Origin of the sequence: Lentzea fradiae (genome assembly GCF_900100955.1) — a bacterium.
In the GTDB taxonomy this organism is placed as follows: domain Bacteria; phylum Actinomycetota; class Actinomycetes; order Mycobacteriales; family Pseudonocardiaceae; genus Lentzea; species Lentzea fradiae.
Map to the genome: position 1 here is coordinate 350,995 of NZ_FNCC01000005.1, position 23,875 is coordinate 374,869.

At 69.9% G+C, this 23,875-nt stretch carries 20 protein-coding genes; 14 read left to right on the forward strand and 6 right to left on the reverse strand.

All coding sequences use genetic code 11. From position 1 onward, the window contains the following. The first annotated feature begins 79 nt into the window (after positions 1-79). Positions 80-826: a PIG-L family deacetylase gene (locus tag BLT23_RS13795; RefSeq protein WP_090049110.1), complete on the forward strand. Its 747-nt coding sequence runs from the start codon at positions 80-82 to the stop codon at positions 824-826. Positions 827-880: 54 nt separating this feature from the next. Here the strand turns inward: BLT23_RS13795 and BLT23_RS13800 are convergent, their stop codons facing one another. The 5 genes from BLT23_RS13800 to BLT23_RS13820 all read right to left on the reverse strand — a co-directional run bounded on the left by BLT23_RS13800 (position 881) and on the right by BLT23_RS13820 (position 7,500). After that, the gene (locus tag BLT23_RS13800) at positions 881-1,564 is read right to left on the reverse strand and encodes a hypothetical protein (RefSeq protein WP_090049112.1); all 684 of its coding nucleotides are present in this window, start codon (positions 1,562-1,564) and stop codon (positions 881-883) included. Positions 1,565-1,696: 132 nt separating this feature from the next. After that, the gene (locus BLT23_RS13805) at positions 1,697-4,567 is read right to left on the reverse strand and encodes a bifunctional RecB family nuclease/DEAD/DEAH box helicase (protein ID WP_090049114.1); all 2,871 of its coding nucleotides are present in this window, start codon (positions 4,565-4,567) and stop codon (positions 1,697-1,699) included. Positions 4,568-4,612: 45 nt separating this feature from the next. Beyond that, the gene (locus tag BLT23_RS13810) at positions 4,613-5,071 is read right to left on the reverse strand and encodes a hypothetical protein (RefSeq protein WP_090049116.1); all 459 of its coding nucleotides are present in this window, start codon (positions 5,069-5,071) and stop codon (positions 4,613-4,615) included. A gap of 178 nt (positions 5,072-5,249) precedes the next feature. Then, positions 5,250-5,912, reverse strand: a complete 663-nt coding sequence (ku, locus tag BLT23_RS13815) for a non-homologous end joining protein Ku (protein WP_090049118.1) — start codon at positions 5,910-5,912, stop codon at positions 5,250-5,252. A 202-nt stretch (positions 5,913-6,114) separates the two neighbouring features. Further along, the gene (locus BLT23_RS13820; protein WP_090049120.1) at positions 6,115-7,500 is read right to left on the reverse strand and encodes an SDR family oxidoreductase; all 1,386 of its coding nucleotides are present in this window, start codon (positions 7,498-7,500) and stop codon (positions 6,115-6,117) included. Positions 7,501-7,536: 36 nt separating this feature from the next. Between BLT23_RS13820 and BLT23_RS13825 the strand changes: the two genes are divergently transcribed. From BLT23_RS13825 to BLT23_RS13835, 4 genes are read left to right on the forward strand one after another with little or no spacing between them, the layout of a single operon-like run. Then, positions 7,537-8,256: an HAD family hydrolase gene (locus BLT23_RS13825; protein ID WP_090049123.1), complete on the forward strand. Its 720-nt coding sequence runs from the start codon at positions 7,537-7,539 to the stop codon at positions 8,254-8,256. Then, positions 8,253-8,411: a hypothetical protein gene (locus BLT23_RS40700; protein WP_176946736.1), complete on the forward strand. Its 159-nt coding sequence runs from the start codon at positions 8,253-8,255 to the stop codon at positions 8,409-8,411. The genes BLT23_RS13825 and BLT23_RS40700 overlap by 4 nt, the downstream gene beginning before the upstream one ends. 43 nt (positions 8,412-8,454) lie before the next feature. Further along, a complete protein-coding gene (locus BLT23_RS13830) occupies positions 8,455-9,657 on the forward strand; it encodes a hypothetical protein (protein WP_090049124.1) in 1,203 nt (400 codons plus the stop codon). Next, positions 9,654-10,070, forward strand: a complete 417-nt coding sequence (locus BLT23_RS13835; protein ID WP_090049126.1) for an SLATT domain-containing protein — start codon at positions 9,654-9,656, stop codon at positions 10,068-10,070. The genes BLT23_RS13830 and BLT23_RS13835 overlap by 4 nt, the downstream gene beginning before the upstream one ends. A 278-nt stretch (positions 10,071-10,348) precedes the next feature. Here BLT23_RS13835 and BLT23_RS13845 read toward each other — a convergent pair whose 3' ends face one another. Further along, positions 10,349-11,032, reverse strand: coding sequence for a DUF2306 domain-containing protein (locus BLT23_RS13845; RefSeq protein ID WP_090049130.1), 684 nt, complete (start codon positions 11,030-11,032; stop codon positions 10,349-10,351). A gap of 90 nt (positions 11,033-11,122) precedes the next feature. Here BLT23_RS13845 and BLT23_RS13850 point away from each other — a divergent pair, with 90 nt between their 5' ends. From BLT23_RS13850 to BLT23_RS13890, 9 genes are all read left to right on the forward strand, one after another. Continuing rightward, positions 11,123-11,338: an RNA-binding S4 domain-containing protein gene (locus BLT23_RS13850; RefSeq protein WP_090049132.1), complete on the forward strand. Its 216-nt coding sequence runs from the start codon at positions 11,123-11,125 to the stop codon at positions 11,336-11,338. Between the two features lie 368 nt (positions 11,339-11,706). Next, complete coding sequence (locus BLT23_RS13855; protein ID WP_090049134.1) at positions 11,707-13,200, forward strand: sugar transferase; 1,494 nt, start codon at positions 11,707-11,709, stop codon at positions 13,198-13,200. Positions 13,201-13,214: 14 nt separating this feature from the next. Further along, positions 13,215-14,240, forward strand: a complete 1,026-nt coding sequence (locus tag BLT23_RS13860; protein WP_245743937.1) for a Gfo/Idh/MocA family protein — start codon at positions 13,215-13,217, stop codon at positions 14,238-14,240. Then, a complete protein-coding gene (locus BLT23_RS13865) occupies positions 14,237-15,283 on the forward strand; it encodes an NAD-dependent epimerase/dehydratase family protein (protein WP_090049138.1) in 1,047 nt (348 codons plus the stop codon). The genes BLT23_RS13860 and BLT23_RS13865 overlap by 4 nt, the downstream gene beginning before the upstream one ends. A gap of 139 nt (positions 15,284-15,422) precedes the next feature. Further along, the gene (locus tag BLT23_RS13870; RefSeq protein ID WP_245743938.1) at positions 15,423-16,547 is read left to right on the forward strand and encodes a DegT/DnrJ/EryC1/StrS family aminotransferase; all 1,125 of its coding nucleotides are present in this window, start codon (positions 15,423-15,425) and stop codon (positions 16,545-16,547) included. A 167-nt stretch (positions 16,548-16,714) separates the two neighbouring features. Next, complete coding sequence (locus tag BLT23_RS13875) at positions 16,715-21,496, forward strand: DUF4082 domain-containing protein (protein ID WP_090049143.1); 4,782 nt, start codon at positions 16,715-16,717, stop codon at positions 21,494-21,496. Next, complete coding sequence (locus BLT23_RS13880) at positions 21,493-22,137, forward strand: acetyltransferase (protein WP_090049145.1); 645 nt, start codon at positions 21,493-21,495, stop codon at positions 22,135-22,137. The genes BLT23_RS13875 and BLT23_RS13880 overlap by 4 nt, the downstream gene beginning before the upstream one ends. Next, on the forward strand, positions 22,134-23,216 hold the full coding sequence (locus tag BLT23_RS13885) for a DegT/DnrJ/EryC1/StrS family aminotransferase (RefSeq protein ID WP_090049147.1): 1,083 nt from the start codon (positions 22,134-22,136) through the stop codon (positions 23,214-23,216). Before BLT23_RS13880 ends, BLT23_RS13885 begins: the two co-directional genes overlap by 4 nt. Further along, positions 23,213-23,773, forward strand: a complete 561-nt coding sequence (locus BLT23_RS13890) for an acyltransferase (protein ID WP_090049149.1) — start codon at positions 23,213-23,215, stop codon at positions 23,771-23,773. Before BLT23_RS13885 ends, BLT23_RS13890 begins: the two co-directional genes overlap by 4 nt. Positions 23,774-23,875 lie beyond the last annotated feature (102 nt).

Below are 23,875 nucleotides of genomic sequence, written 5' to 3' on the forward strand. Positions count from 1 at the left end.
GGGTTCGCCGTGGGCGGCGCCTCCTCCCCAGTCCAGTGGAGGCGCCGCCCGTTCACGTTCCGCGGGTACCGTCGCGATCATGGCGACTTTGGTGACGTTCCACGCGCATCCGGACGACGAGTGCATCCTGACCGGTGGCGTGATGCGCAAGGCGTTCGAAGAGGGACACCGGGTCGTGCTCGTCGTCGCGACCCGCGGCGAGGCGGGCCTCGTCCCGGACTTCCTGGAGCCCGGCGAGGACCTGCCGCGACGCCGGGTCGCCGAGACGCACGCGTCAGCCGAGCTGCTCGGCGCGGCCCGCGTGGAGTTCCTGGGCTACCGCGACTCCGGGATGATGGGCGACGACCTCAACGACGCGCCCGGTTCGTTCTGGACGGCCGACGCCGAGGAGGCGGCACGCCGGCTCGCGGCGATCCTCACCGAGGAGAACGCCGACGTGCTCACGATCTACGACAGCTTCGGCGGCTACGGCCACCCCGACCACATCCAGGTGCACCGCGTCGGCAGGCGGGCGGCGGAGATCGCCGGGACCTCGAAGGTCTACCAGGCGATGGCGCGCAGGTCGGAGATCATCGAGGCGCACCGGCGTGCGGGGATGGAAGTGCCGGACGTCTTCGACGACGGCGTGCCGGAGTCCGAGATCAACGTCGGTGTCGACGTCCGGAAGTACCTGGACGTGAAGCGCAAGGCGATGCGCGCCCACGCCTCGCAGATCACCGAGGACTCGTTCTTCCTGTCGCTCGACGAGGAGACGTTCGCGCTCGCGTTCGGCACGGAGTGGTTCATCGGGGACGGCGAAGGCCCGTCCGACGCCTTGGCTCTCTAGCAAGCAGAACGGGGGCGGCCTCCTCGGCCGCCCCCGTCCCTTCACTCAGCTAGCTCACGCCGAACGGCGGCGGCGCAGGAACAGCAGGGTGCCGGCACCGGCACCCACGAGGCCGACGCCCGACAGCAGCATCACCATCGGGGCGGCACCGGTGGACGCGAGCGGCTCGTCCGGGGTGCTGCCACCCGGCGCGGGGGCCGGGGTGGTCGACGGAGCCTCGGAGGACGAGGGCTCCTCCGAAACCGAGGTGCTCGGCGCCGTCGACTCCGAGACCGTGGTGGTCTCGACCGGCGGGGTCGTCGTCTCGACCGGCGGGGTCGTGGTGGTCGTCTCCACCGGCTTCGTGGTGGTCGTCGTGGTCGGCTTGACGCACGGCGGGGTCGTGTGGGTCTTCTCGTAGTTGTACTGCTTGCCGTCGGACGCGGTCACCTTGATGGTGAACGTGTGCCCGACGGTGCCGTCCGCTTCGAACGTCTTCGGCTCCAGCTTGTTGCCGACCTGAACACCCCAGTTCTGGCCGAACTTCTCGTCGGCCAGAACCGTGTCACCGTCCTTGATCAGCACGGTGTTCTTGTTGCCGCCCGCGTACTGGGTCAGCTTGACCTTCAGCACAGCCTTGTCCTTGACGCACTCCGCTGACGACACCGGGGTGTGCGCGCTGGCCGGGGTGGCCAGCGCCAGCGAAGCGAGGGTCGCGGTCGCCGCCACCGCGAACGCGCCGAGAACTCTGCTTGCCATGGAAACTCCTGCTCTGCATTGGTGCGTTGGCGGTTCAAACACAATGAACTACTAAATCACCCGACCGGGTGAATCGCGTCACGCTAGCAATCCATAGCGCTCGAAAGGTCACCGTATGGCAACGTTGCGGTGTCACCACGGATAGCGCGGCATGTTTTCTGTTAATCCGATGACCCCCGCTACCAAGCGCATCTGCTCGACTCCGCGCGCGTCGGCGTCCAGCAGGCGGGGCGAGCAGATCATCACGGCGAGCACCTGGGCGCGCGAGAGCGCCACGTTGATTCTGTTTCGTGACAAAAGAAAGTCCAGGCCACGCGGCAGGTCCACGGTGGACGACGACGTCATGGACATGACGACCGCGGGTGCCTCCTGGCCCTGGAAGCGGTCCACAGTGCCCACGCGGGTGTTCTCGAACCCCGCCTCGGCGAGCTTTCTGCGGATGACCCGCACCTGGAGGTTGTACGGGGCCACCACCAGCACGTCCGCGTCGGTGAGCTCCCGTGAGCTGCCGTTGTCCGTCCACGTGCGACCGACTAGCCGCCGCACGGTGTCCACGACCGCGTCGGCCTCCTCTGTGGACGACGTGATGTTGTGGCGGTGATCGACTTCCCGCAGGTAGATGCCCGGCTCGATGCCCGCGATACTCCGTTCGGACGCGGACTCGTGCGAACGGAGCAATCCGGCGTAAGAAAGTTTCGAAACAGGTTCGCAGACGGCCGGGTGCATTCTTCTGGTCTCGGCCAGGAAATAGCCGAGATGCTCCGGAATGACGTCCGCGTCGCCCAGCAAATGGCCCAGGGCGGATGCGTCCGATCCCGGTGGGTGGACGCCCTGGACGACCTGGGGCAGCTGCTGCGGGTCGCCCAGCAGGACGAGGTTGCGCGCCGCGGTCGCCACCGCCACGGCGTCGGCGAGCGCGAACTGACCGGCCTCGTCGATGATCATCACGTCGAACGGCTGCGCCTTGATCACGGCGTTGGAGAAGGTCCACGCCGTGCCGCCGACCAGGTGTCCCTGCGGGTGCTCCTCACGCCAGCGGGCCAGCGCGCCGTTGTCCTTCGGCTGGTCCCACGGCACGCCCTCCTCGGGCTTCTTCCCCTTGTGGCGCTTGGCCATCGGGATGTCCGGGTCGACCGACGACAGCACGTTCTCCACGGCCTTGTGCGACGTGGACGTCACCGCGACCGTCTGGCCCTGGTCGATCAGGTGCTTCACGAGCTTGGTCGCGAGGTACGTCTTGCCCGCGCCGGGCGGCCCCTGCACCGCGAGCGTGCCGCCGTCGAGCTGGTCGACCGCCTTGATCACGGCCTGCACCACGTCGGGGTGCTGCGGCAGCGGCTGCGCGGGCGGGGTGCGCAGCAGCAGGTCGATGCCGGGGTTGCGGGGCAGCAGCGGCAGCAGGTGCACGGCCTGTTCGGCCAGCTCCGCGACGGCCTCGTCCTTCGGCGACGCGGGCACCGGGCTGCCCGGCAGCACCGCGAGCGGCAGGTCGCCGTGCTCCTGCGCCGCGCTCTCGGTCACCACCAGCTCGTACGGGTTGTCGTCGGCCACCACGGCCGGGCGCGTGACGCCGCCGGGGTAGAGCAGCCGCACCTGCTCGTCCTTGCCGAACGGGTGGGGCCGCTCCGGGTCGATCCGCGCCTTCACCTCGCGCTTGTGCGTGCGGACCCGTCCCTTGGGCGGCACCCAGTCCTCGGCCCTGAGCGTGATCGGCACCGCGCAGTTCGAGTCGGTCTCCAGGTCCGAGATCGGCGCGCTCGCCTGCCGGAAGAAGTCGCCCCACGCGGGGCTGGCCTCCCGCCGGTGGTACCCGACCGTCGCCGCGAACAGCGTGTGCCCCTCCGCCAGCAACGGCTCGGTGAGCGCCGCCATCCGCCGCGCCCGCTCGGCCGCCTTCTCCAGCGCGGCCTCGTCCCGCTCCGGCGGCGGCGCCGTCTCGACCTCGTGCTCGTGCTTGACCCGCACCAGCAGGTCGCGAATGCCGCGCGTGGGGTTCTCGTCGTCCAGCAACGGTTTCAACGCCTGCAGCGTGTACTCCCGCGTCGACACCCGAAGCGCCCGCCGCGTCAACGCGCCGAGGTCGACGCACCGCCGCACCAATTCGTCCACTTCGGACTCCTTGGTGGCACTGCGCGCCGCCCGGCCGGTGAGGTCGTGCGGCGTGAAGTGGTAGACCGTGCCGGTGGGCGTCCGTTCGACGAACTCCGCGAACGTCCCTTGCCAGCCCGGCGTCCGGAACGTGTCGCCGTCGACCTCCAGGAACACGTCGTCCTCGGCGGGCTCCGGCAGCACCGCCAGCGCTTCCGGCGCGACGACCTCGTAGCTGGTCACGCCCGTGCGTTCCTGCCGCACCTGCAACCGCGCCTGCGCCGCGAGCGCCGCGAAGCTGGCGGGGGAGAGCGTGGCGGGCCGCTCCTCGGTCTCCGCAAGCGCGTCGATGGTTTCAATGCCGACCGAAACCAGCTTCCGTCGCTGGTCCGCCCGCAACCCGGCCACCAGCGACAGGTCCCGCGCCTCCTCGCGACCGGAAGCGCAATGACGGGCGAACCGGCACCCCGTGCACGCCGCCCGCACCTCACCCCACGACCGCTCCGGCGCGGGGCCGGGCGTCGCGAGGCGGTTCTTCAACCGCCCGAGCAACGGCGCGAAGTCGGCGACGCGGAACGCGGTGCGCCGCCCGTCCACGATCAGATGTGCCCGCTCGGCCCCCAGCGCCTGCGCCGCCGCCACCAGCGACAGCACGGCCAGCGGAGTCGCCTCACCGGCCTCGTCGCACGGCTCATAGCCCTCCGGCGTGCGGACGAGCGTCCGCGCCGAGCAGTGGAACGTGCCGTCGAAGAACACGGCGTCCTCGACGAGGTCCTTGCCCGCCCGCATCTCCTCGGCGGTCCGCGCGGCCCGTCGGCGCAGCTCAGCCGGGTCGCCCCGCCGTTCCGCACGCGCCAGGTGGCTGCGGTGCTCGCATTCGAGCAGGTCGACGAGGTCGGACGGGCTGACGAGCATGGGGACCGATGGTAGTGCGCCGGTCCGGCGGAACCGGGAGGCGCGTCACCCGCGAGAGGCGAGTGCTCCCTCGACCACGGCCCGCCGCGGCACCCCGGCTCGCCGGCGCAGGAGCGAGACGACGAGAACGATCGCGAATACGGTACCCAGCACCGCGTGGTAGGCGACGTTGAACGCGGACTCCGGCACCACGTTCACCCAGAAGAGCAGCTCCCGGCTCAGGACACCGGTGCCCACGAGCAACGCGAAGCCGTGCCACGCCAGGGAAGGCAGGACGGCCGCCGCCGTCGCCCCGTCGGGACCCCGCTTCTTCGAGATCTGCCATCCCAGCAGGCCGACGGTGCCGGCGTTGACCGCGAGCGCGACCAGCGCCGTCAGGGCGATGAGCAGGTAGTGCCCCTGGTTCATCTCGGTGGCGGGCCGGCTCACCCACGCGGCCACCGCCTGCACGCACATCGCGGTCAGGGCCGCCCAGTGGAAGGCAGTGGTGCGCTGGTCGTTCACGGTTCCCCATTCGAACGCGGTGGCGGCAACTCACCCGGCACCACGATCATGCCGCAAGACCGGCGGAGAGCCCCGCACCGCGACTCCTGGCGGCACGGGCGGACGACCCGCGTCCATCCCCGGGACGCGGGTCGTCCACCCGTACCGCCAGGCCCCGCACGGCCCGGCGGCGAGGTCCTCAGACGTTCGCCTCCACGAGGTGCAGCAACGCCTCGTGGTGCGTGTCCGGGTAGTCGCGCGGCTTGAACGGACGCGTCTGCGCCCGCACGAGGGCCGCCGCGGCGGCCAGCTCCCCGGTCCGCACCTCGGTGTCCCGGTGCAGGAACGCGAAGTGCGGCTCACGGACCTCATCGGGCCAGAGAAGCGTGTGCAGGACGAGAACACCATGCTGTGGGCGGATGGCGGCGAGCGTCTCGCGTCCGCGCAGCGCGAACTTCACGATCGCCGCGGCTTTCGTCCGTTCGAGGGTCTCGCGCAGCAGCACGTACGACCTGACCGCCAGGTCGTCCGGCTCGACGTAGTACGGCCGGTGCAGCGCCACCGGGTCCAGGTCGCCCTGCGGCGCGAACTGCTGGACGTCGATCACGCCGTCCTCCGGCGCCGGCAGGTCGCCGGGGTCTATCTGCACGATGCGCCCGTCTTCGAGCTCGTAGCCGCGCCCTATGTCGTCAGGTGTCAGGCGCAGCGAGCATTCGCCGCACACCTGCTGGTGCCGCACGCGCCCGCTGTCCTCGCGGTGCACCAGGTGCATCCTGCTGCGGTGTTCGGTCGCGGCCGAGACCAGCCGGACCGTCATCGTCGTCATCCCGAACCGAAGTGCTCCCCGCCACACAGTCCTCATGACAAATGAGTACTCGAACAGGTGTTCAAATAGACCTGCTCAGTGACGAAACGGCTCGTTCGGGTGCGTCCGACGGGTACCCCGGACGCGTGCGTCACCAGCTCTGCCGGGGAACGCGGGGGCCCTACGTTTCCTTCAGGGGAACGCAGGGCCCCCGCGTTCCCCTGAAGGACGGCGGTCAGCGGAGGGCGCCGGCCAGGGGTCACCAGGCGGCGGGGGCGTAGTCCTTCAGGAAGCAGCCGTACACGTCCTCACCGGCCTCGCCGCGCACGATCGGGTCGTACACCCGTGCCGCGCCGTCGACCAGGTCGAGCGGGGCGTGGAAGCCCTCGTCGGCCAGGCGCATCTTCAACGGGTGCGGGCGCTCGTCGGTGATCCAGCCGGTGTCGACGGCGGTCATCAGGATGCCGTCGCTGTGCAGCATCTCCTCGGCACTGGTGCGGGTCAGCATGTTCAGCGCGGCCTTGGCCATGTTCGTGTGCGGGTGGCCGGAACCCTTGTAGGCGCGGGAGAACTGGCCCTCCATCGCGGACACGTTCACCACGTACTTGCGGCGGTGCGACGACTTGGCCATCGCCGGGCGCAGCCGCGAGATCAGCAGGAACGGCGCCGTCGAGTTGCACAGCTGCACTTCCAGCAGCTCCACCGGGTCGACCTCGTCGACGTTCTGCACCCACGAGTTCGTGTCCGCGGTGTCGGGCACCAGGCCGCCCGCGTCGATGTCCTTCGACCCGGCCATCAGCGCGAGCGTCGTGACGGAATGCGCCTCCGGGACGGCGGTGCCCGGCAGGGCGAGCTGGCCGTGGCCGCCGAACGAGATCAGCTCGGGGCGGCGGGCGTCGCCGGTCAGCGCCTCGTGCTCGGCGGCGGCCAGCGGCGCGTAGGCGCCGGGGGAGCGGCGGACGGTCTGCGCGGCGTTGTTGATCAGCACGTCGAGCGGGCCGTGGGCGGCGACCTCGTCGGCGAGCGCCAGCACCTGCGACGGGTCACGCAGGTCGATGCCGACGATCTTGAGCCGGTCGATCCAGTCGGCCGCGTCGGGCATCGAGGCGAACCGGCGGGCGGCGTCCTTGGGGAAGCGGGTGGTGATCGTGGTGTGCGCGCCGTCACGCAGCAGGCGCAGCGCGATGTACATGCCGATCTTCGCCCTGCCACCGGTCAGCAGCGCGTTGCGGCCGGTCAGGTCCGTGCGGGCGTCGCGCTTGGCGTGGTTGAACGCGGCGCAGGACGGGCACAGGTTGTGGTAGAAGGCGTCCACCTCGACGAACCGCGTGCGGCACGTGTAGCAGGAACGCGCGCGCATCAGCGTGCCGGCGGTGGCGCCCTGCGCGTTCGACACGAGCGGCAGGCCCTGCGTCTCGTCGTCGATGCGGTCGGGCGAGCCGGTGGCGGTCAGCGCCGTCACCGCCCGGTCGTTGGCCACGATGGCGGCCTTGCGCTCGGACTTCCGGAACTTCTTCGCGGCCTTGAAGATCTTCGCGGTGGCCCGGCGGACGCGCACCGCGTCCTCGTGCTCCGCGGGCAGGTCCTCGACCTGGGCAAGCACGCGCAGGCAGACTTCCAGCTCTGCGGGGTCGATCGAGGTCATGAGCAGGAATTTTACGCGTGGAGGGGTGGTGGTCCGGTGACCGGGCCTGAACTGCTGGTGCTGTGGGACATCGACAACACGCTGATCACGGCGCGCGGCTTCGGCCACCGGATGTACCGGCTGGCGTTCCGGGACGCGTTCGGCAGGGAGCTGAGCGGCCCCGTCGACCTGGGCGGACGCACCGAGCTGGACGTCATCGCCGAGATCTTGCGCGAGCACGGCATCGAGCACACCGACGAGTCGTCGCGGCTGCTCGCCGACGCGCTCGCCGGCTCGTTCCACAGCCGCCGCCACGAGCTGCCCGACCACGCCACCGTGCTGCCCGGCGCGCTGCGGGCGCTGGAGCACTTCGCGGCCGACCCGCGGGTGCACCAGGGTGTGCTGACCGCGAACCTGCGCAGCGTCGCGCTGCTCAAGCTGGAGGCCGTCGGGCTGGCGCACCTCGTCGACTGGGACGTGAGCGCGTTCGGCGACGAGCACCTGGACCGCGCGGGGCTCGTGACGCTCGCCCGCGACCGCGCCCGGCACCTGCGCCCGTTCGGCGCCGACGAGGTCGTGCTGGTGGGGGACACCCCGCACGACGTCCGCGCGGCTCTGAACGCGGGGGTGCGGGTGGTCGCGGTGGCCACCGGCCGCAACACGCCCGGCGAGCTCCGCGAGGCGGGCGCCGGGGCGGTGGTGGACGACCTGAGCGACCTCGGCGAGCTGGTCCGGCAGGTGTGGAAGGGCGTGCGGGAGGGAAACCGCACGACATGAACCCTGAAGCACCCGACGCCGACGTCCAGGAGCAGCGGCAGGAGGTCGTCCCGGAGCCCGCGGAGCCGTCCGGCGCCGCGCCGCTGGAGGCGAACGAGGCCGACGCGTACGAGCAGCACCAGGAGGTCCCGCTCGACGAGGAGGATGGCGTCTAACGGCCTCTTCTCCTCCGACGATCACGGCGTTATCGTGCGCGGCATGCCCACAGCAGGCGGCCCGACAGTCAAACGGCTGTCCGAGCCGGACGCCGACATCAAACCCAAGGCCCTCGGGTTGCCCAGGGGCCGGGCGGTGATCTCGGTCTTCGGCTCCACACAGGACATCGAGACGGATCTCGCGGCGAAGTTGTTGCCCGTGCTCAGATCCGTGGTCGTGACGGCGGCGCGCAACGGCGCCGTGTTCGTCACCGAAGGCACCGACAGAGGCGTTGTCCACTTGCTGGGCATGGCTTTGCAGGCGTGCGAGCAACGCTGGCCCGTCGTCGTCGGTGTCGCGCCGAGCAGCAAGGTGCACGACCTCACCGAGACCTCCACCAACGGCCAGGTCGCGCTGGAGCCCCACCACAGCGTCGCCGTCATCGTCCCCGGTTCGGAGTGGACGGACGCGACACCGGTGCTGTTCCGCACGATCGACGCCGTCCGGCACAAGAAGCCGGTGGTCGCTCTCGTCATCGGAGGCGAGAACGAGAAGGAGGTCGTCGACCACCTCAGCGGCGACAACCCGTTGCTGGTGCTCGCCGGGACGGGGGGACTCGCGGACCGCATCGCGACGGGTGACCTCACCGGCGACCTGGCGGTGCTCGTGCGCAGCGGCAGGATCTTCGTCGTCCACGTCGACGAGGGTGCCGGCAAGGCGGTCACCGCGCTGGAACGGTTGCTGGGCAAGGAGAAGCCCGTCCGTCCACCGAGGATCTGGCCGCGCCTGCGGTACCGGGCGCCGGAACCGCGCCCGCTCGTGGACCCCGGTTTCGTCGTGGCCTACCCGTTGCTCGCCGACGCGATCCACGACGCCAACCAGGTCGTGGCGCCCGCGTTCCACGAGCTCGACGCGCAGGCCGACGTGGAGCAGAACCGCTACCGGCTGATGGCCGTGCTGGCCATCGCGGGCGGGCTCACCACGACAGTGTTCGCCGCTCTGCAGACGTGGCTCAAGGACACGCCGTGGCCCGGTGTCCTGGTCGTGGCCGGTGGTGCGTTCGCGGCCGCCATCACGATCGTGGCGCGCAAGCGGGAGTCGCTCGACAAGTACCTCGCCGCCCGCTACCGCGCGGAACGCTTGCGGGCGTTGTACTTCGCGCACCTCGCGTCCCCGCCGCCGGGCACCGAGGAGGAACGTCAGGACAAGGTGGCGGACCTGGAGGCCGCGGTCAGCGACCGCAAGCACGAGGTGGTCAGGACATGAGCGACAAGCAGCGCCAGGCCCAGTTCGTCGACGCCTACCTGCGCCACCGCTTCCAGGACCGGCTCGAGCACTTCGAACGCGGCCGCAAGCGCTACTCCTCCGCTCGCACGTGGACGGTCGCGGTGTCCGCGGCCTGCTTCATCGCCGCCGCCGCTGCCGCCGCGGTGGGGATGGCCGACGGGCCGCGCAGGGCGATGTGGGGCTTCGCCGCCACGACCCTGGCCGCGCTGGGCACCGCGATGGCGCTCTACGAGGCCACGTTCGGATTCCGCCGCCTGGCACGGGAGAGCGCGACCACGTCCGTCGCGCTGCAACGTCTCGCGGTGGACGGTCCCACGCCGGACGACGTGGACGACGAACGGCTCGTCGCATTTGTGACCGAAGTGGAGTCCGTGCTGCGGTACGGCAGGTAAAGCGAAATCCTGGCGCCGAATGATCAACTCGGCGCCAGGAAAACGCTTTCGGCGATTGCACGCTGTGTGGACGGCTGATTACGGAAAGCACAAGTTCTGGTGTTTCGGTGGTCCCGTTGTCATGATGGCCTCATCCCCCGATGCGGAAGCAGGCACGACATGACTTGGGCGCGTCCCGCGATCGCCGAGCCGGAAACCGGCACGTTTGCCGAGGCCAAGGCTCTGGAGAAGGAGCACAGCGAGATCCAGAACAGCAAGGCCGCCCGTACCGTGGCCTGTCACGCCACGGACGCGCTCGACTGCGCTGACCTGCTCGAGATGCTCGGGCTCAGCGCGGCGGAGGGCAAGGTGCGGGTGTAGCCCCGCGACTGGATCCACCACTCGGCGACCAGCAGGTTCACCACGAACGACAGCCAGTTCGCGGTGACGAAGACCATCAGCCCGTCCGCTTCGGGCAGCAGGCCGCCGAGCAGCAGGCCCCACAGCCGGCCGGTCACGGCGGCGCCCGTCAGCGCGAACCCGCGGATCATCCAGACGCGGTGCGCGGCGAACCGGCGCCGCCGGGCGGTCCGCAACCCCTGCACGGCGCTGACGAACCACAGCACCGAGAGCACGCTCAACGGCCCGGCCGACGCCAGTCCGGCGAGGGCGAGCTGCGCGCAGACCAGGCCGAGCACCGACGACGGCAGAACGGCGGCGAAGTAGACGCGGCCCATGACCCGGTGCACGCGCGGGTGTTTCGCGCGCAGACCCGGCCAGAACTGCGATACACCCGTGAGGACCGCGACCGTTCCGGTGAAGATGTGCGCGACCAGGAGCCCGTAGTGCACCGGTCCGTGCAGCGGCGGTCTTGCCTGGTCCATGTCCAGTGTGACGTACGCGCTCGCGGCGAAGGCCGTGATGCCCGCGCAGACGAGTCCCGACACCGCCAGCCAGGCGGTGTACCCCCAAGAAGTTCTCATGCACCTCAGCGTGGCTGCTCCGTCACCCGAACGCGGTGGGGAACGCCCCCGAGCGCGCGGTGGGGTGCCCCCTACTGAGATGATGCGCTCATGCGGACGGTGGAGATCTCCGAAGAGCCGATCAGGCTAGGGCAGTTCCTCAAGCTGGCGGCGTTCGCCGAGGACGGCGCGCACGCCAAGGAGCTGATCGAGGACGGGGAAGTCCACGTCAACGGCGCTGTCGAGCTGCGCCGCGGCGCACAGCTGCGCGCGGGCGACGTCGTGGTGGTCGGAACCGACGAGGTCCGCATTTCCGTCCGGCCGTAGCTCATTACTCCGTTCAGCCGCAAGAACATGCAATTTTGCAGACGTTCGGCCTAGTGCCCGGCGGGCTCTCCTGCGCTATTTCGCGCGAGCCATAGACCCCTTTTATGTCCCTTGTGGACATGAGGATTCGTCTTGTGCGCCACCGTTTCCCGGTGGGTGAGACGGGAGTCACGTCCACTATTCGCACCGAGGGCAAACTTTTTTCGCCGTCGTGTAACACCGGTGCCGGACGGGGCGAATCACCGGTTGCGAGCTCCGGTGGCCGAGCCCTTCTGTCGCCCTGCCGGAGATCGGAAATCCAAAGGTCTTCGGGGTGACCTGCGTATGTGCATGTCCGAAATCGCCGCTGAGCCGGGGAGATCAGAACGATGAGTGAGCAGGTCCGCGCGGCCCGTGATGTCGACGGGACGCGCTCCACGCTCAATCCGCTGACCGCACACAGACCTACGCACCCTCCCGTCGCCCGCTGGGAGAGCCGTTACCGCTACGCCGTGATCACGGCCGACGTGCTGACCGTGGTGCTGGTGGTCATCGCCACCGGTGCGGTCATGAGCATGCGTCACGCGGCCTTCGGGCCGCTTTCCCTCGTGCTGCTGGACGTACTCACAGTGGTTCTCGTGGTCGCGTCGCTCGCGATCAACCGCGTGTGGACTCCGGCCGTCCTCGGGCAGGGCGCGGAGGAGTTCCGAAGACTCGGCCGGGGTTTGTTCGGTGCCGTCGTGGCGCTCGGTCTCGGAGCGCTCGCCGTCGACATCCCCGGCGCCCGCTTGTGGGTCTTCGTCGTAGTCCCCGCGATCGCCCTGGTCGCGTTCCCCATGCGCTACCTCCTTCGCCGCCCGCTGCACCGCGGCCGCAGTGAAGGGCGCTTCCTGCTCTCCGTCCTCGCCGCGGGCAACCTGGAGACGGTCGAGGACCTCATCCACCGCACCCGCCGCCTCGCCCACCTGGGCTGGCGCGTGGACGCCGTCTGCACCATCGACGGCCGCGGCCGTGAAGGCACCGTGGTCGAGGACGTGCCCGTCGTCGGCCAGCTGCGCGAGCTCGCCGAGCACGTCCGCCGCGGCGGCTACCGCATCGTCGCCGTCACCCCCGACGCCTACTGGACACCTCGCCGTCTCCAGCAGCTCGCCTGGGCCCTCGAAGGCTCCGGAGCCGAGATGGTCGTCTCGCCCGGCCTCATGGAGGTCGCCGGCCCGCGCCTGCACATGAGCGCCGTGCTCGGCATGCCGCTGCTGCGCGTGAGCGAACCGGCCCTGAGCGGGTTCCGCCGCCTGGTCAAGGAGGCCGTGGACCGCGTCGGCGCCTTCCTCCTGCTGCTCCTGCTGGCCCCGCTGATGTTCGCCGTCGCCGCCTTCGTGATGATCGACAGCCGCGGCCCCGTCTTCTACCGCCAGAAACGGGTCGGCAAGGGCGGCGCGCCGTTCACGATCATCAAGTTCCGCACGATGGTCACCAACGCCGACGCGCTGCGCGCCCGGCTGGCCGAGGCCAACGAGGGGCACGGCCTGCTGTTCAAGGTGAAGAAGGACCCGCGCATCACCAAGGTCGGCTCCTTCCTGCGCCGGTACTCGATCGACGAGCTGCCCCAGCTGTTCAACGTCCTCGCGGGCAGCATGTCGCTCGTCGGACCGCGCCCGCCGCTGCCGGAGGAGACCGCGAGGTACTCCTCCGACGTGCGCCGCCGGCTGCTCGTGAAGCCGGGGCTGACCGGCCTGTGGCAGGTGAGCGGGCGCAGCGACCTGTCGTGGGAGGAGTCGGTGCGGCTCGACCTGCGCTACGTCGAGGACTGGTCGCTCGCGCTCGACCTCGTGATCATGTGGAAGACCTTCCGCGCCGTCTTCGGCGGGCAGGGGGCTTACTGATGGGGACCTCACCTGTGGTTGGAATCGCTGTCATCGGCGCCGGGTACTGGGGCCCGAACCTCGTCCGCAACGCCCAGGCCACGCCGTCGCTGCGGCTGCGGTACCTGTGCGACCTCGACCTCGCCAAGGCCCGCCGCGTGCTGGGGGAGTACTCGACGGTGCGCGCCACGGCGTCGCTGGACGAGGTGCTCGCCGACCCCGAGGTCCACGCGGTCGCCATCGCGACCCCGGCGGCCACGCACCTGCCCGTCGCGCTGGCGGCGCTGGAGGCGGGCAAGCACGTCCTGGTGGAGAAGCCGCTCGCGGCCAACTTCGAGGACGGCCTCAAGCTCGTCGAGACCGCCGACCAGCGCGGCCTCACGCTGATGCTGGACCACACGTTCGCCTACACCTCGGCCGTGCAGCACCTGCGCCAGATCATCCGGGGCGGCGAGATCGGCGACATCCAGTACATCGACTCGGTGCGCATCAACCTCGGGCTGGTGCAGCCGGACGTGGACGTGCTGTGGGACCTCGCCCCGCACGACCTCTCGATCTTCGAGGCGATCCTGCCCGACGACGTGCGCCCGGTGGAGGTCGCCGCCCACGGCTCCGACCCGATCGGCGCGGGCGTCGCCTGCGTCGGCCACCTCACGGTCCGCCTGTCGAACGGCGCCATCACGCACGTGCACGTCAACTGGCTGTCGCCGACCAAGATCCGCACGATGGTCATCGGCGGCTCGCAGCGCACGGTGGTGTGGGACGACAACAACCCGGCGCAGCGACTGTCCATTTACGACCGGGGCGTGGACCGGTCGGTGGAGCAGCAGAAGATCTCCTACCGCACCGGCGACATGGTGGCGCCGGCGCTGGTCGAACGCGAGGCGCTGCGCACGATGATGGCCGAGTTCGCCGCCGCGATCACGGAGAAGCGCCCCCCGCTCACCGACGGCCGCGCGGGTCTGCGCGTGCTGGCGGTGCTGGAGGCCGCGTCGGAGTCGTTGCGCTCCGGCGGCTCGTTCGTTCCCGTTCAACAAGTCGAAAGCAGGGTTTCCTCATGACCGCCCAGAAGGAGCTCGCGCAGCCGATCACCGGGCAGCGTGCTCTCGTCACCGGTGGCGCCGGCACGATCGGCTCCGCGGTGGTGGACCAGCTGGTCGCGGCCGGCGCCGCCGAGGTCGTGGTGCTGGACAACTTCGTGCGCGGCCGCCGGGAGAACCTGGCCGCGGCACTGGAGTCCGGCGTCGTGAAGATCGTCGAAGGCGACATCAACGACAAGGCGCTGGTGCGGGAGCTGACCGAGGGTGTGGACCTCGTCTTCCACCTCGCGGCTATCCGCATCACGCAGTGCGCGGAGGAACCCCGCCTGGCGCTGGAATGCCTGGTCGACGGCACGTTCACCGTGCTGGAGGCCGCCGCTGCCGCCGGGGTGAAGAAGGTGGTCGCGTCGTCGTCGGCGTCGATCTACGGCCTCGCGGAGTCGTTCCCCACCGACGAACGGCACCACCCGTACAACAACGACACCTTCTACGGCGCCGCGAAGGCGTTCAACGAAGGCATGTTGCGCAGCTTCAAGGCCATGTACGACCTGGACTACGTGGCGTTGCGCTACTTCAACGTGTACGGCCCGCGGATGGACGTCCACGGCCTGTACACCGAGGTGCTCATCCGCTGGATGGAGCGCATCGCCGACGGCAAGTCACCGCTGATCTTCGGTGACGGGGCGCAGACGATGGACTTCGTGCACGTGCACGACATCGCCCGCGCGAACATCCTCGCTGCCAAGGCGCCCGTCACGGACACGGTCTACAACATCGCGTCCTCGCAGGAGACCTCGCTCAAGGAGCTCGCGCTCGCGCTGCTCGCCGCGATGGACTCCAACCTGCCGCTGGAACACGGCCGGGAGCGCAAGGTGAACGGCGTGACGCGCCGGCTCGCCGACATCAGCCTCGCGGCCGCCGAGCTCGGGTGGAAGCCCGAGATCGAGATGGACGGCGGGCTGCGCGACCTCGTCGCGTGGTGGCGCGCGGAGAAGACCGCCGCCGAGAAGACCGCCGCCGAGAAGACCGCCGCCGAGAAGACCGCCGCGGAGCAGGGCGCCTGACGTCGGCGGGCGAAGAGCCGCTCCACCCCTGAACCGCGGCCGCGACGCCGCCGATTCCCCCAGATCGGCGGCGTCGCGGCCGCACCTGCACCGCCATCCCCAGCACGCACGTTCGTCCGCGAAGCGAAGAGGTTGAACAGTGATTCCGGTTATGCGGCCGTTCCTCGGCGAAGAAGAGGCACTCGCGGCCGCCGAGGCCGTGCGGTCCGGCTGGGTCGCCCAGGGCCCGCGCGTCCGCGAGTTCGAGGAGTCCTTCGCCGCGTCGGTCGGCGCCCTGCACGGCGTCGCGGTGTCGTCCTGCACCACCGGCCTGCACCTCGCGGTGCACGTCCTCGGCATCGGTCCCGGTGACGAGGTCGTCGTGCCGTCGCTGTCGTTCATCGCCACCGCCAACTCGGTCCGCTACGTCGGCGCGACCCCGGTCTTCGCCGACATCGAGGCCGAGACCGGCAACCTGACCGCGGCCACCGTGGAACCGGTCCTCACCGATCGCACCCGCGCGGTCATGGTCGTGCACCAGGCCGGTGTGCCCGCGGACGTCGACGCCATCAAGGCGCTGTGCGAACCGCGCGGGATCGCGGTCATCGAGGACGCCGCCTGCGCGTCCGGCTCCACCTACAAGGGCAAGCCGGTCGGGGCGGGCGCGCTGCTGGCCGCCTGGTCGTTCCACCCGCGCAAGCTCCTCACCACCGGTGAGGGCGGCATGGTCACCACGGACGACGCCGACTGGGCCGTTCGGCTCAAGCGTCTGCGGGAGCACGGGATGAGCGTCTCCGCGGCGGACCGCCACCACGGCGGGTCGGCGGTGATCGAGCAGTACCTGGAGACGGCGTTCAACTACCGGATGACCGACATCCAGGCCGCCGTCGGTCTCGTGCAGCTGTCCAGAATGGACGCGGTGATCGCCCGTCGCCGTGAGCTGGCCGCGCGTTACCACGAGCTGCTGGACGGCATCGGCGTCAGCGCCGTCACCGATCCCGAGTACGGCACGACGAACTACCAGTCCTTCTGGATCCGGCTGCCGGAGGACGGCCCTGACCAGCTCCAGGTCCTTTCGGGACTCGCCGAACGCGGTGTCAGCGCGCGGCGCGGGATCATGGCCTCGCACCTGGAGCCCGCCTACGACGGACACCCGAGCGCACCGCTTCCGGTGACGGAGGTCTTCACGGCCAGGACCGTGATCCTGCCGCTGTTCCACGAGCTGACGGAGTCCGAACAGGACAAGGTCGTCTCGGCGCTGGCGGACACGCTCCACACATCCTGACTGACCGTCCGTGGTGGAACCATAAAAATTTCGGAAACACCAGCACTTTCTTCCGTTGACACGTAACAGCTTTGACCGGATCGCCGACGTTCGGAGTAGCAGCCCTGTGCTGTCCAGCGTAGTGCGCGGATCACACACGGTAACTCCCGTTCGAGAGGTGAAACCCCATGGTGGCTCAGCAGTCGCGTCTCGTGCGGTTGCTTGTGATCGCGGCCTTAGTCGCATCGACGATCTTCGCGCTCGGCGTCTTCAACGCACCCAACGCCAACGCTGCTCCGTGTGACTTCCCCGTCACCAACAAGGTCGCGTGCGAGAACACCCAGGCCGGTGCCGACAACTGGCAGGCCACCTACCGCGACGACGCGATCCTCGGCTACACCACGGACATCAGCTACAACGTCGGGCAGACCGTCAGCTTCAAGATGCTGACGTCCGCGTCGTCGTACAAGCTCGACATCTACCGGATGGGTTGGTACAACGGCAAAGGTGCCCGCTACATGGGCACCGTCCAGCGCAACACGCCGCAGAACCAGCCGCCGTGCCTGCGTGAGCAGGAGAGCGCCCTCATCGACTGCGGCAACTGGGCGGTCTCGCTCACCTGGACCATCCCGTCCAACGCGGTCTCCGGCATCTACTACGTGCGCATGACGCGCAACGACACCGGCGCCGAGAACGAGATGGCGTTCGTCGTCCGCGACGACAGCTCGACCTCGAAGATCTTCTTCCAGACCTCCGACGCCACCTGGGTCGCCTACAACCGCTACGGCGGCAACAGCCTCTACTTCGGTGACGGCCCCGGCCAGGGCGGCAGCTCGTACAAGGTCAGCTACAACCGCCCGTACACCGGCGGCGACGGCGACGAGAACTTCATCTTCAACGCCGAGTACCCGATGCTGCGGTTCCTGGAGCGCAACGGGTACGACCTGAGCTACACCACCGACGTCGACTCAGCGCGGCGCGGTCACCTGATCAAGAACCACAAGGTCTTCATGGCCGTCGGCCACGACGAGTACTGGTCGAACGAGCAGTGGAACAACGTGATGGCCGCCCGCGACGCGGGCGTGCACATGGCGTTCCTCACCGGCAACGAGATCTTCTGGAAGACCAAGTACGCCAAGAGCATCGACTCGTCCCAAACGGACTGGCGCACCATCGTCTGCTACAAGGAGACGAAGGGCACGCAGAACGACGGCGAGAACACGTGGACCGGCACGTGGCGCGACCCGCGCTACAGCCCGCCGCAGGACGGCGGCAGGCCGGAGAACGCGTTGCTCGGCAACATGTTCACCGTCAACGGCCGGCGTGACGACTCGCTCCAGGTCCCGGCCGCCTACGGCAAGATGCGGCTCTGGCGCAACACGGACCTGCAGAGCATGACCGCGGGCTCCACCTACACGTTCGAGCCCGGCACGCTCGGCTACGAGTGGAACACCGTGTACGACAACGGCTTCCAGCCTGCCGGTGTCGCCCAGATGTCGCGCACCACGGTGCAGCTCGACGGCTACTACGCGCTGAAGAACTACGGCGACGAGTACGGCTCCAGCACCGAGACGCACGCGATCACCTACTACCGCGCCCCGTCCGGCGCGCTGGTGTTCGGCGCGGGCACGGTCCAGTGGGCGTGGGGCGTCGACGACGAGCACGCGTTCCTCACCAACACGCCGACGTCGGACAAGCGGATCAAGCAGGCGACGGTCAACTTCCTCGCGGACATGGGCGTGCAGCCCTACCAGCTGTGGGGACCGGACCAGCTGACGATCTCCGGCGCCATCACCGACACCGCGCCACCGGGCGTGCAGATCACGAACCTGCCGTCGCAGTCGACGGTCGGCCAGCCCTACACCTTCGGCGGCACCGTGATCGACGCTGCGGGCCGCGTGGCGGGCGTCGAGGTCTCCACCGACGGCGGCAACCGCTGGCACTACGCGGACTGGCAGGCCGGTCAGACGACGTGGAGCTACACCTACACGCCGTCGCAGTCCGGCACGGCGCAGCTCAGGGTCCGCGCTGTCGACGACTCGCTGAACCTCTCCTCACCCGTCTCGGCGACCCCGAGCGTCGGCGCCAAGACCTGCCCGTGCGGCATGTTCTCCGGCCTGGAGGTCCCGAAGGTCACCTCCGCGGACGACAGCTCGCAACTGGAGCTCGGCGCGAAGTGGCGGGCCGCCACCGACGGCTACGTCCGGGGCGTCAAGTTCTACAAGGGCACGGGCAACACCGGCACGCACACCGGATCGCTGTGGTCGGCCAACGGTGACCTGCTCGCCACCGGTACGTTCACCAACGAGACCGCGACCGGCTGGCAGACGCTGCTGTTCCCGGTGCCGGTCCCGGTGCAGGGCAACACGACCTACATCGTCTCGTACTTCACGCCGACCGGTCACTTCGCGTACGACTCCGGCGGGTTCTACCAGCAGCAGGCGTACATGCAGCCGATCACCGGGCTGATGTCCGGTGTGGACGGGCCGAACGGCGTGTTCCGCTTCGGCGCGGGCTTCCCGAACAGCACGTTCGACCACACGAACTACTGGGTCGACGTGGTGTGGGCACCGGACCCCGGTCCCGACACCCGCGCCCCGCTGCAGACGGAGAAGTCCCCGGTGGCCGACGCCGGTTCCGTCGCCCTCACCGCCGCGGTGTCCGGCACGTTCGACGAGAACGTGACGCTCAGCTCGGCGCAGGTCACCGTCACCGGCCCGAACGGCGCGGTCACCGGAACCAAGTCGATCTCCAACGACGCCCGCACGATCACGTTCACGCCGTCCGCGCCACTGGCGGCGGCCACGGCCTACACGGTGACCATGAGGGCGGCCGACACGGCGGGCAACCTGTCCGCGCAGACGAGCTGGACGTTCACGACCGGCTCGCCCAGGCCGGCGGCCTGCCCGTGCACGATCTGGGACGACTTCGCTTCCCCCGCGGTCGTCGACGCGGGCGACGCGAACCCGGTCGAGGTCGGCACGAAGGTCCGCTTCGACGGCAAGGGCGAGGTCCTCGGCGTCCGCTTCTACAAGGGCACCGGCAACACCGGCACGCACACCGGTTCACTGTGGACGGCCAACGGCCTGCTCCTCGCGACCGGCACGTTCTCCGGTGAGACGACGTCCGGCTGGCAGAAGCTGATGTTCAACCAGCCGGTCCAGGTGCAGGCGAACACGACCTACGTCGTGTCGTACTACGCACCGAACGGCCGTTACTCCGTCAGTTCCGGCTTCTTCAACGGCCAGGGCGCGGACTACAAGTCGCTGCACGCCCTGCCCAACGGCACGGATGGCGCGAACGGCGTCTACAAGTACGCGAGTGGTGGCGGGTTCCCGGACTCGTCGTACAACGCCACGAACTACTGGGTCGACGTCATCTACCGCAACGGCCTCAACGGTGACACCACGCCGCCGACGATCACGAACCGCACTCCGGCCGTGAACGCGACGAACGTGGGCTTGCAGAGCGCTCTCACCGTGACGTTCAGCGAACCGGTCGACCCCGCGTCGGCGCAGATCTGGCTGCTGGACCCGAAGGGCGCCAAGCTGACCGGCTCGGTGTCGCTGTCCGGCGACCAGAAGACGGTGACCTGGACGCCGTCCGGCAAGCTCGTGTCCGGCACGCAGTACAAGGCGCACGTCGGCATCGCGGACGCCAACGGCATCGCCATGCCGGAGGCCGCGGAGTGGACGTTCACGACGACGACCACGCCGACCTGCCCGTGCTCGATGTTCAGCACGGCGACGACACCGGACGTGCAGGCCGCCGACGACTCCGGCGCGTACGAGCTGGGTGTGCGGTTCAGCCCGACCCAGTCCGGCCAGATCACCGGCGTCCGCTTCTACAAGGGCGCGGGCAACACCGGCACGCACACCGGCTCGCTGTGGAACGCGAGCGGCACGCGCCTGGCCACCGGCACGTTCTCCAACGAGACCGCGACCGGCTGGCAGACGCTGACGTTCTCGCAACCGGTGATCGTCAGCGCGGGGCAGACCTACACCGCCTCGTACACGACCACCACCGGCCACTACGCGGTCAACAGCGGCTACTTCGGCACCGGACCGGTGAACTCCGGCCCGCTGACCGGGTTGCAGGAGCAGAACGGCGTCTTCACGGCAGGCAGCGGGTTCCCGACGATGACCTACGGCTCCAGCAACTACTGGGTCGACGTCGTCTACCAGCCCAATGCCGACAACGACGCCCCGGTGCTGCAAAGCCGCACCCCGCTGCCGGGCGCGTCCGAGGTGGAGCTGACGTCGACCGTCACCGCGTCGTTCGACGAGCCCGTCGACCTGACCGGCGCGCAGTTCACCGTCACCGACCCCGGTGGCGCGAAGATCGCCGGCACGCTGTCGCTCTCACCGGACTCGCGGATGGTCACGTTCACCCCGGCAGCGAGGTTCGCGGCGTCCACTGTGTACTCGGTGAGCGTCAGGATGGCGGACACGTTCGGCAACATGATGGCGAGCCCGCAGACGTGGTCGTTCACGTCGGCGACGACGCAGACGTGCCCGTGCTCGCTGTTCAGCGGCGCGACGGTGCCGACGGAGACCTCCTCCGACGACACCAGCCCGTACGAGCTGGGCGTGAAGTTCACCTCCGGCACCAACGGCCAGATCACCGGGGTGAAGTTCTACAAGGGCGCCGCCAACACCGGCACCCACACCGGGTCGCTCTGGACCGAGGACGGGCAGCGCCTCGCGACCGGCACGTTCACCAACGAGACGGAGACGGGCTGGCAGACGCTCGTGTTCGACCAGCCGGTGCAGATCACGGCCGGGACCACGTACGTGGCCTCGTACACGACCACCGTGGGCCGTTACGCCGTCACGCCGGGATACTTCGGTTCGGTGACCTCGCCGCCGCTGGCAGCCACTGCCTCGGCCGGTGTGTTCACGGCCGGCTCCGGGTTCCCGGCGTCGAGCTACGGCGGCTCCAACTACTGGGTGGACGTGGTCTTCGAGTGACCAGACCGTTGCTGCTGATCGGAGCAGGTGGACTCGCCCGCGAGGTGCTCGCGGCGGTCCGCCTCCTCCCGGACGTCTGGAACCCCGTCGGGGCGCTGGACGACTCCGCCGCCCTGCACGGCACCCTGGTCGACGGGGTGCCCGTGCTGGGCGGGCTCGACCGCATCGGTGACCACCCGGACGCGGCCGTCGTGGCGTGCATCGCCAACGCGCGGCGGCCGTTGTCCCGGCTCAACCTGGTGTCCACACTGGACCTGCCGGACGAACGATGGGCGACCGTCGTGCACCCGGCGGCCGTCACGTCCGGCGCTTCCCTGGGCGCCGGAACGGTTCTGCTCGCGGGGGTCGTGATCACGACCCCCCTTTCTGTCGGCCGGCACGTCGTGGCGATGCCGCACGTGCTGATCACCCACGACGACGAGGTGTCGGACGGCGTCACGTTCGCCGGCCGCGCCTCGCTCGGCGGGGGAGTGTTCGTGGGGGAGTCCGCGTACCTGGGACAGGGATCGATGGTGCGCGAGGGAGTGAGGATCGGCGCCGGTGCCGTGGTCGGCATGGGCGCCGTCGTCCTGCGGGACGTGCCCGCGGGTCAGACGTGGGCCGGTGTCCCGGCCCGCCCGTTGCTTGGGGAGAGCGCGTGATCGAGATTCCGCTGGTGGACCTGCGAGCCCAGCACGAGCAGGTCGCCGACGAGGTGGCCGACGGCTGGGCGGAGGTGCTCAAGACGACGGCCTTCATCAACGGCCCGCAGGTCGCCAGGTTCGAGTCGGAGTTCGCCGCCTACCAGGAGGTCCCGCACGCCATCGGCGTCGCCAACGGCACCGACGCCATCGAGCTGGCGCTGCGCGCACTGGGGGTCGGCCACGGCGACGAGGTCGTCCTGCCCGCCAACACGTTCATCGCCACGGCCGAGGCCGTCGCCCGCTGCGGCGCGACCCCCGTGCTCGTGGACTGCACAGATGACACGCTCCTGATCGACGTCACCCAAGTGTCCTCTGTGGTCACTTCGCGGACGAAGGCCGTGGTGCCCGTGCACCTCTACGGCCAGGCCGCCCCGGTCGAGCTGCTGCCGCACGGCCTGCCGGTCGTCGAGGACGCCGCCCAGGCCCAGGGCGCCCGCCGCAACGGCGTCGCCGTCGGCGGCCTCGGCGTGGCCGCCGCGACCTCGTTCTACCCCGGCAAGAACCTCGGTGCGTACGGCGACGGCGGCGCCGTCCTGACGACGTCCGACGCCGTCAACGAGTCCGTCCGCCTGCTGCGCGAACACGGCTCGCCGCGCAAGTACGAGCACCCGGTCCTCGGCTTCAACAGCCGCCTCGACACGCTGCAAGCCGTTGTCCTGTCAGCGAAGCTGCGCCGCCTGGAGGGCTGGAACCAGGCCCGCCGCGCCGCCGCCCAGCGCTACACGGACATGCTGGCCTCCGTCGAACGCGTCCGCACCCCTGTCGTCATGGACGGCAACCTGCCCGTCTGGCACCTCTACGTCGTGCGCGTCCCCGACCGCGACCGCGTCCTGTCCGCCCTGCACGCCGCAGGCATCGGCGCGGGCATCCACTACCCGACCCCGCTGCACAAGACGGGCGCCTTCGCGCACCTGTCCGGCTCGTTCCCCGTCGCCGAGCAGTCGGCCGCGGAACTGCTGTCGCTGCCGCTGTTCCCGGAGATCACCGAGGCACAGCAGACCCGCGTGGTCGAGGCACTGACGGAGGCCCTGCGATGACCGGTGTCCGCGTGCACCCGAAGGGCCTGTGCGAGTCCGACGACGTCGGCGACGGCACGCGCGTCTGGGCGTTCGCCCACGTCCTGCCCGGCGCGCGCATCGGCCGCGACTGCAACATCTGCGACGGCGCGTTCGTCGAGTCGCGGGCGGTGCTGGGCAACAACGTCACGGTCAAGAACGGCACACTCGTCTTCGACGGCGTCACGTGCGAGGACGACGTCTTCCTCGGCCCGAACGTGCTCTTCACCAACGACCTCCGCCCTCGCGCCCACGTCAAGAAGTCCGGCGACGCTCTGGAAACCACCCTGGTCCGCCGTGGCGCCACCCTCGGCGCGGGCACGGTCGTCGTGTGCGGCACCGAGATCGGCGAACACGCCTTCGCCGCGGCCGGCTCGGTCATCACGCGCTCGGTGCCCGCCCACGCTTTCGTCGCGGGGAACCCGGCCGTCGTGAAGGGCTGGGTCTGCGCGTGCGGCGTCCGTCTGTCCGACGACCTCGCGTGCCCCGAGTGCGCCACGCGGCACGAGGAGACACCGGACGGCCTGAAAGCAGTGTGAGGTTCCGTCCGTCCGCTGGCCGACCTACACGCCCAGGTGTCATCCACCCAGGTGAGCCCAATGCCTCCGCGTGCCCGGCTTTCGGTACGCGGGAGCCCCGCG

What these genes read in the sequence shown, in the direction of transcription:
- BLT23_RS13855 (WP_090049134.1), top strand. Translation starts at nt 11,707, where the DNA reads ATGAGTGAGCAGGTCCGCGCGGCCCGTGATGTCGACGGGACGCGCTCC.
- BLT23_RS13865 (WP_090049138.1), top strand. Translation starts at nt 14,237, where the DNA reads ATGACCGCCCAGAAGGAGCTCGCGCAGCCGATCACCGGGCAGCGTGCT.
- ku (WP_090049118.1), bottom strand. Translation starts at nt 5,912, where the DNA reads ATGAGGACTGTGTGGCGGGGAGCACTTCGGTTCGGGATGACGACGATG.
- BLT23_RS13820 (WP_090049120.1), bottom strand. Translation starts at nt 7,500, where the DNA reads ATGACCTCGATCGACCCCGCAGAGCTGGAAGTCTGCCTGCGCGTGCTT.
- BLT23_RS13890 (WP_090049149.1), top strand. Translation starts at nt 23,213, where the DNA reads ATGACCGGTGTCCGCGTGCACCCGAAGGGCCTGTGCGAGTCCGACGAC.
- BLT23_RS13845 (WP_090049130.1), bottom strand. Translation starts at nt 11,032, where the DNA reads ATGAGAACTTCTTGGGGGTACACCGCCTGGCTGGCGGTGTCGGGACTC.
- BLT23_RS13875 (WP_090049143.1), top strand. Translation starts at nt 16,715, where the DNA reads ATGGTGGCTCAGCAGTCGCGTCTCGTGCGGTTGCTTGTGATCGCGGCC.
- BLT23_RS13800 (WP_090049112.1), bottom strand. Translation starts at nt 1,564, where the DNA reads ATGGCAAGCAGAGTTCTCGGCGCGTTCGCGGTGGCGGCGACCGCGACC.
- BLT23_RS13850 (WP_090049132.1), top strand. Translation starts at nt 11,123, where the DNA reads ATGCGGACGGTGGAGATCTCCGAAGAGCCGATCAGGCTAGGGCAGTTC.
- BLT23_RS13795 (WP_090049110.1), top strand. Translation starts at nt 80, where the DNA reads ATGGCGACTTTGGTGACGTTCCACGCGCATCCGGACGACGAGTGCATC.
- BLT23_RS13805 (WP_090049114.1), bottom strand. Translation starts at nt 4,567, where the DNA reads ATGCTCGTCAGCCCGTCCGACCTCGTCGACCTGCTCGAATGCGAGCAC.
- BLT23_RS13835 (WP_090049126.1), top strand. Translation starts at nt 9,654, where the DNA reads ATGAGCGACAAGCAGCGCCAGGCCCAGTTCGTCGACGCCTACCTGCGC.
- BLT23_RS40700 (WP_176946736.1), top strand. Translation starts at nt 8,253, where the DNA reads ATGAACCCTGAAGCACCCGACGCCGACGTCCAGGAGCAGCGGCAGGAG.
- BLT23_RS13830 (WP_090049124.1), top strand. Translation starts at nt 8,455, where the DNA reads ATGCCCACAGCAGGCGGCCCGACAGTCAAACGGCTGTCCGAGCCGGAC.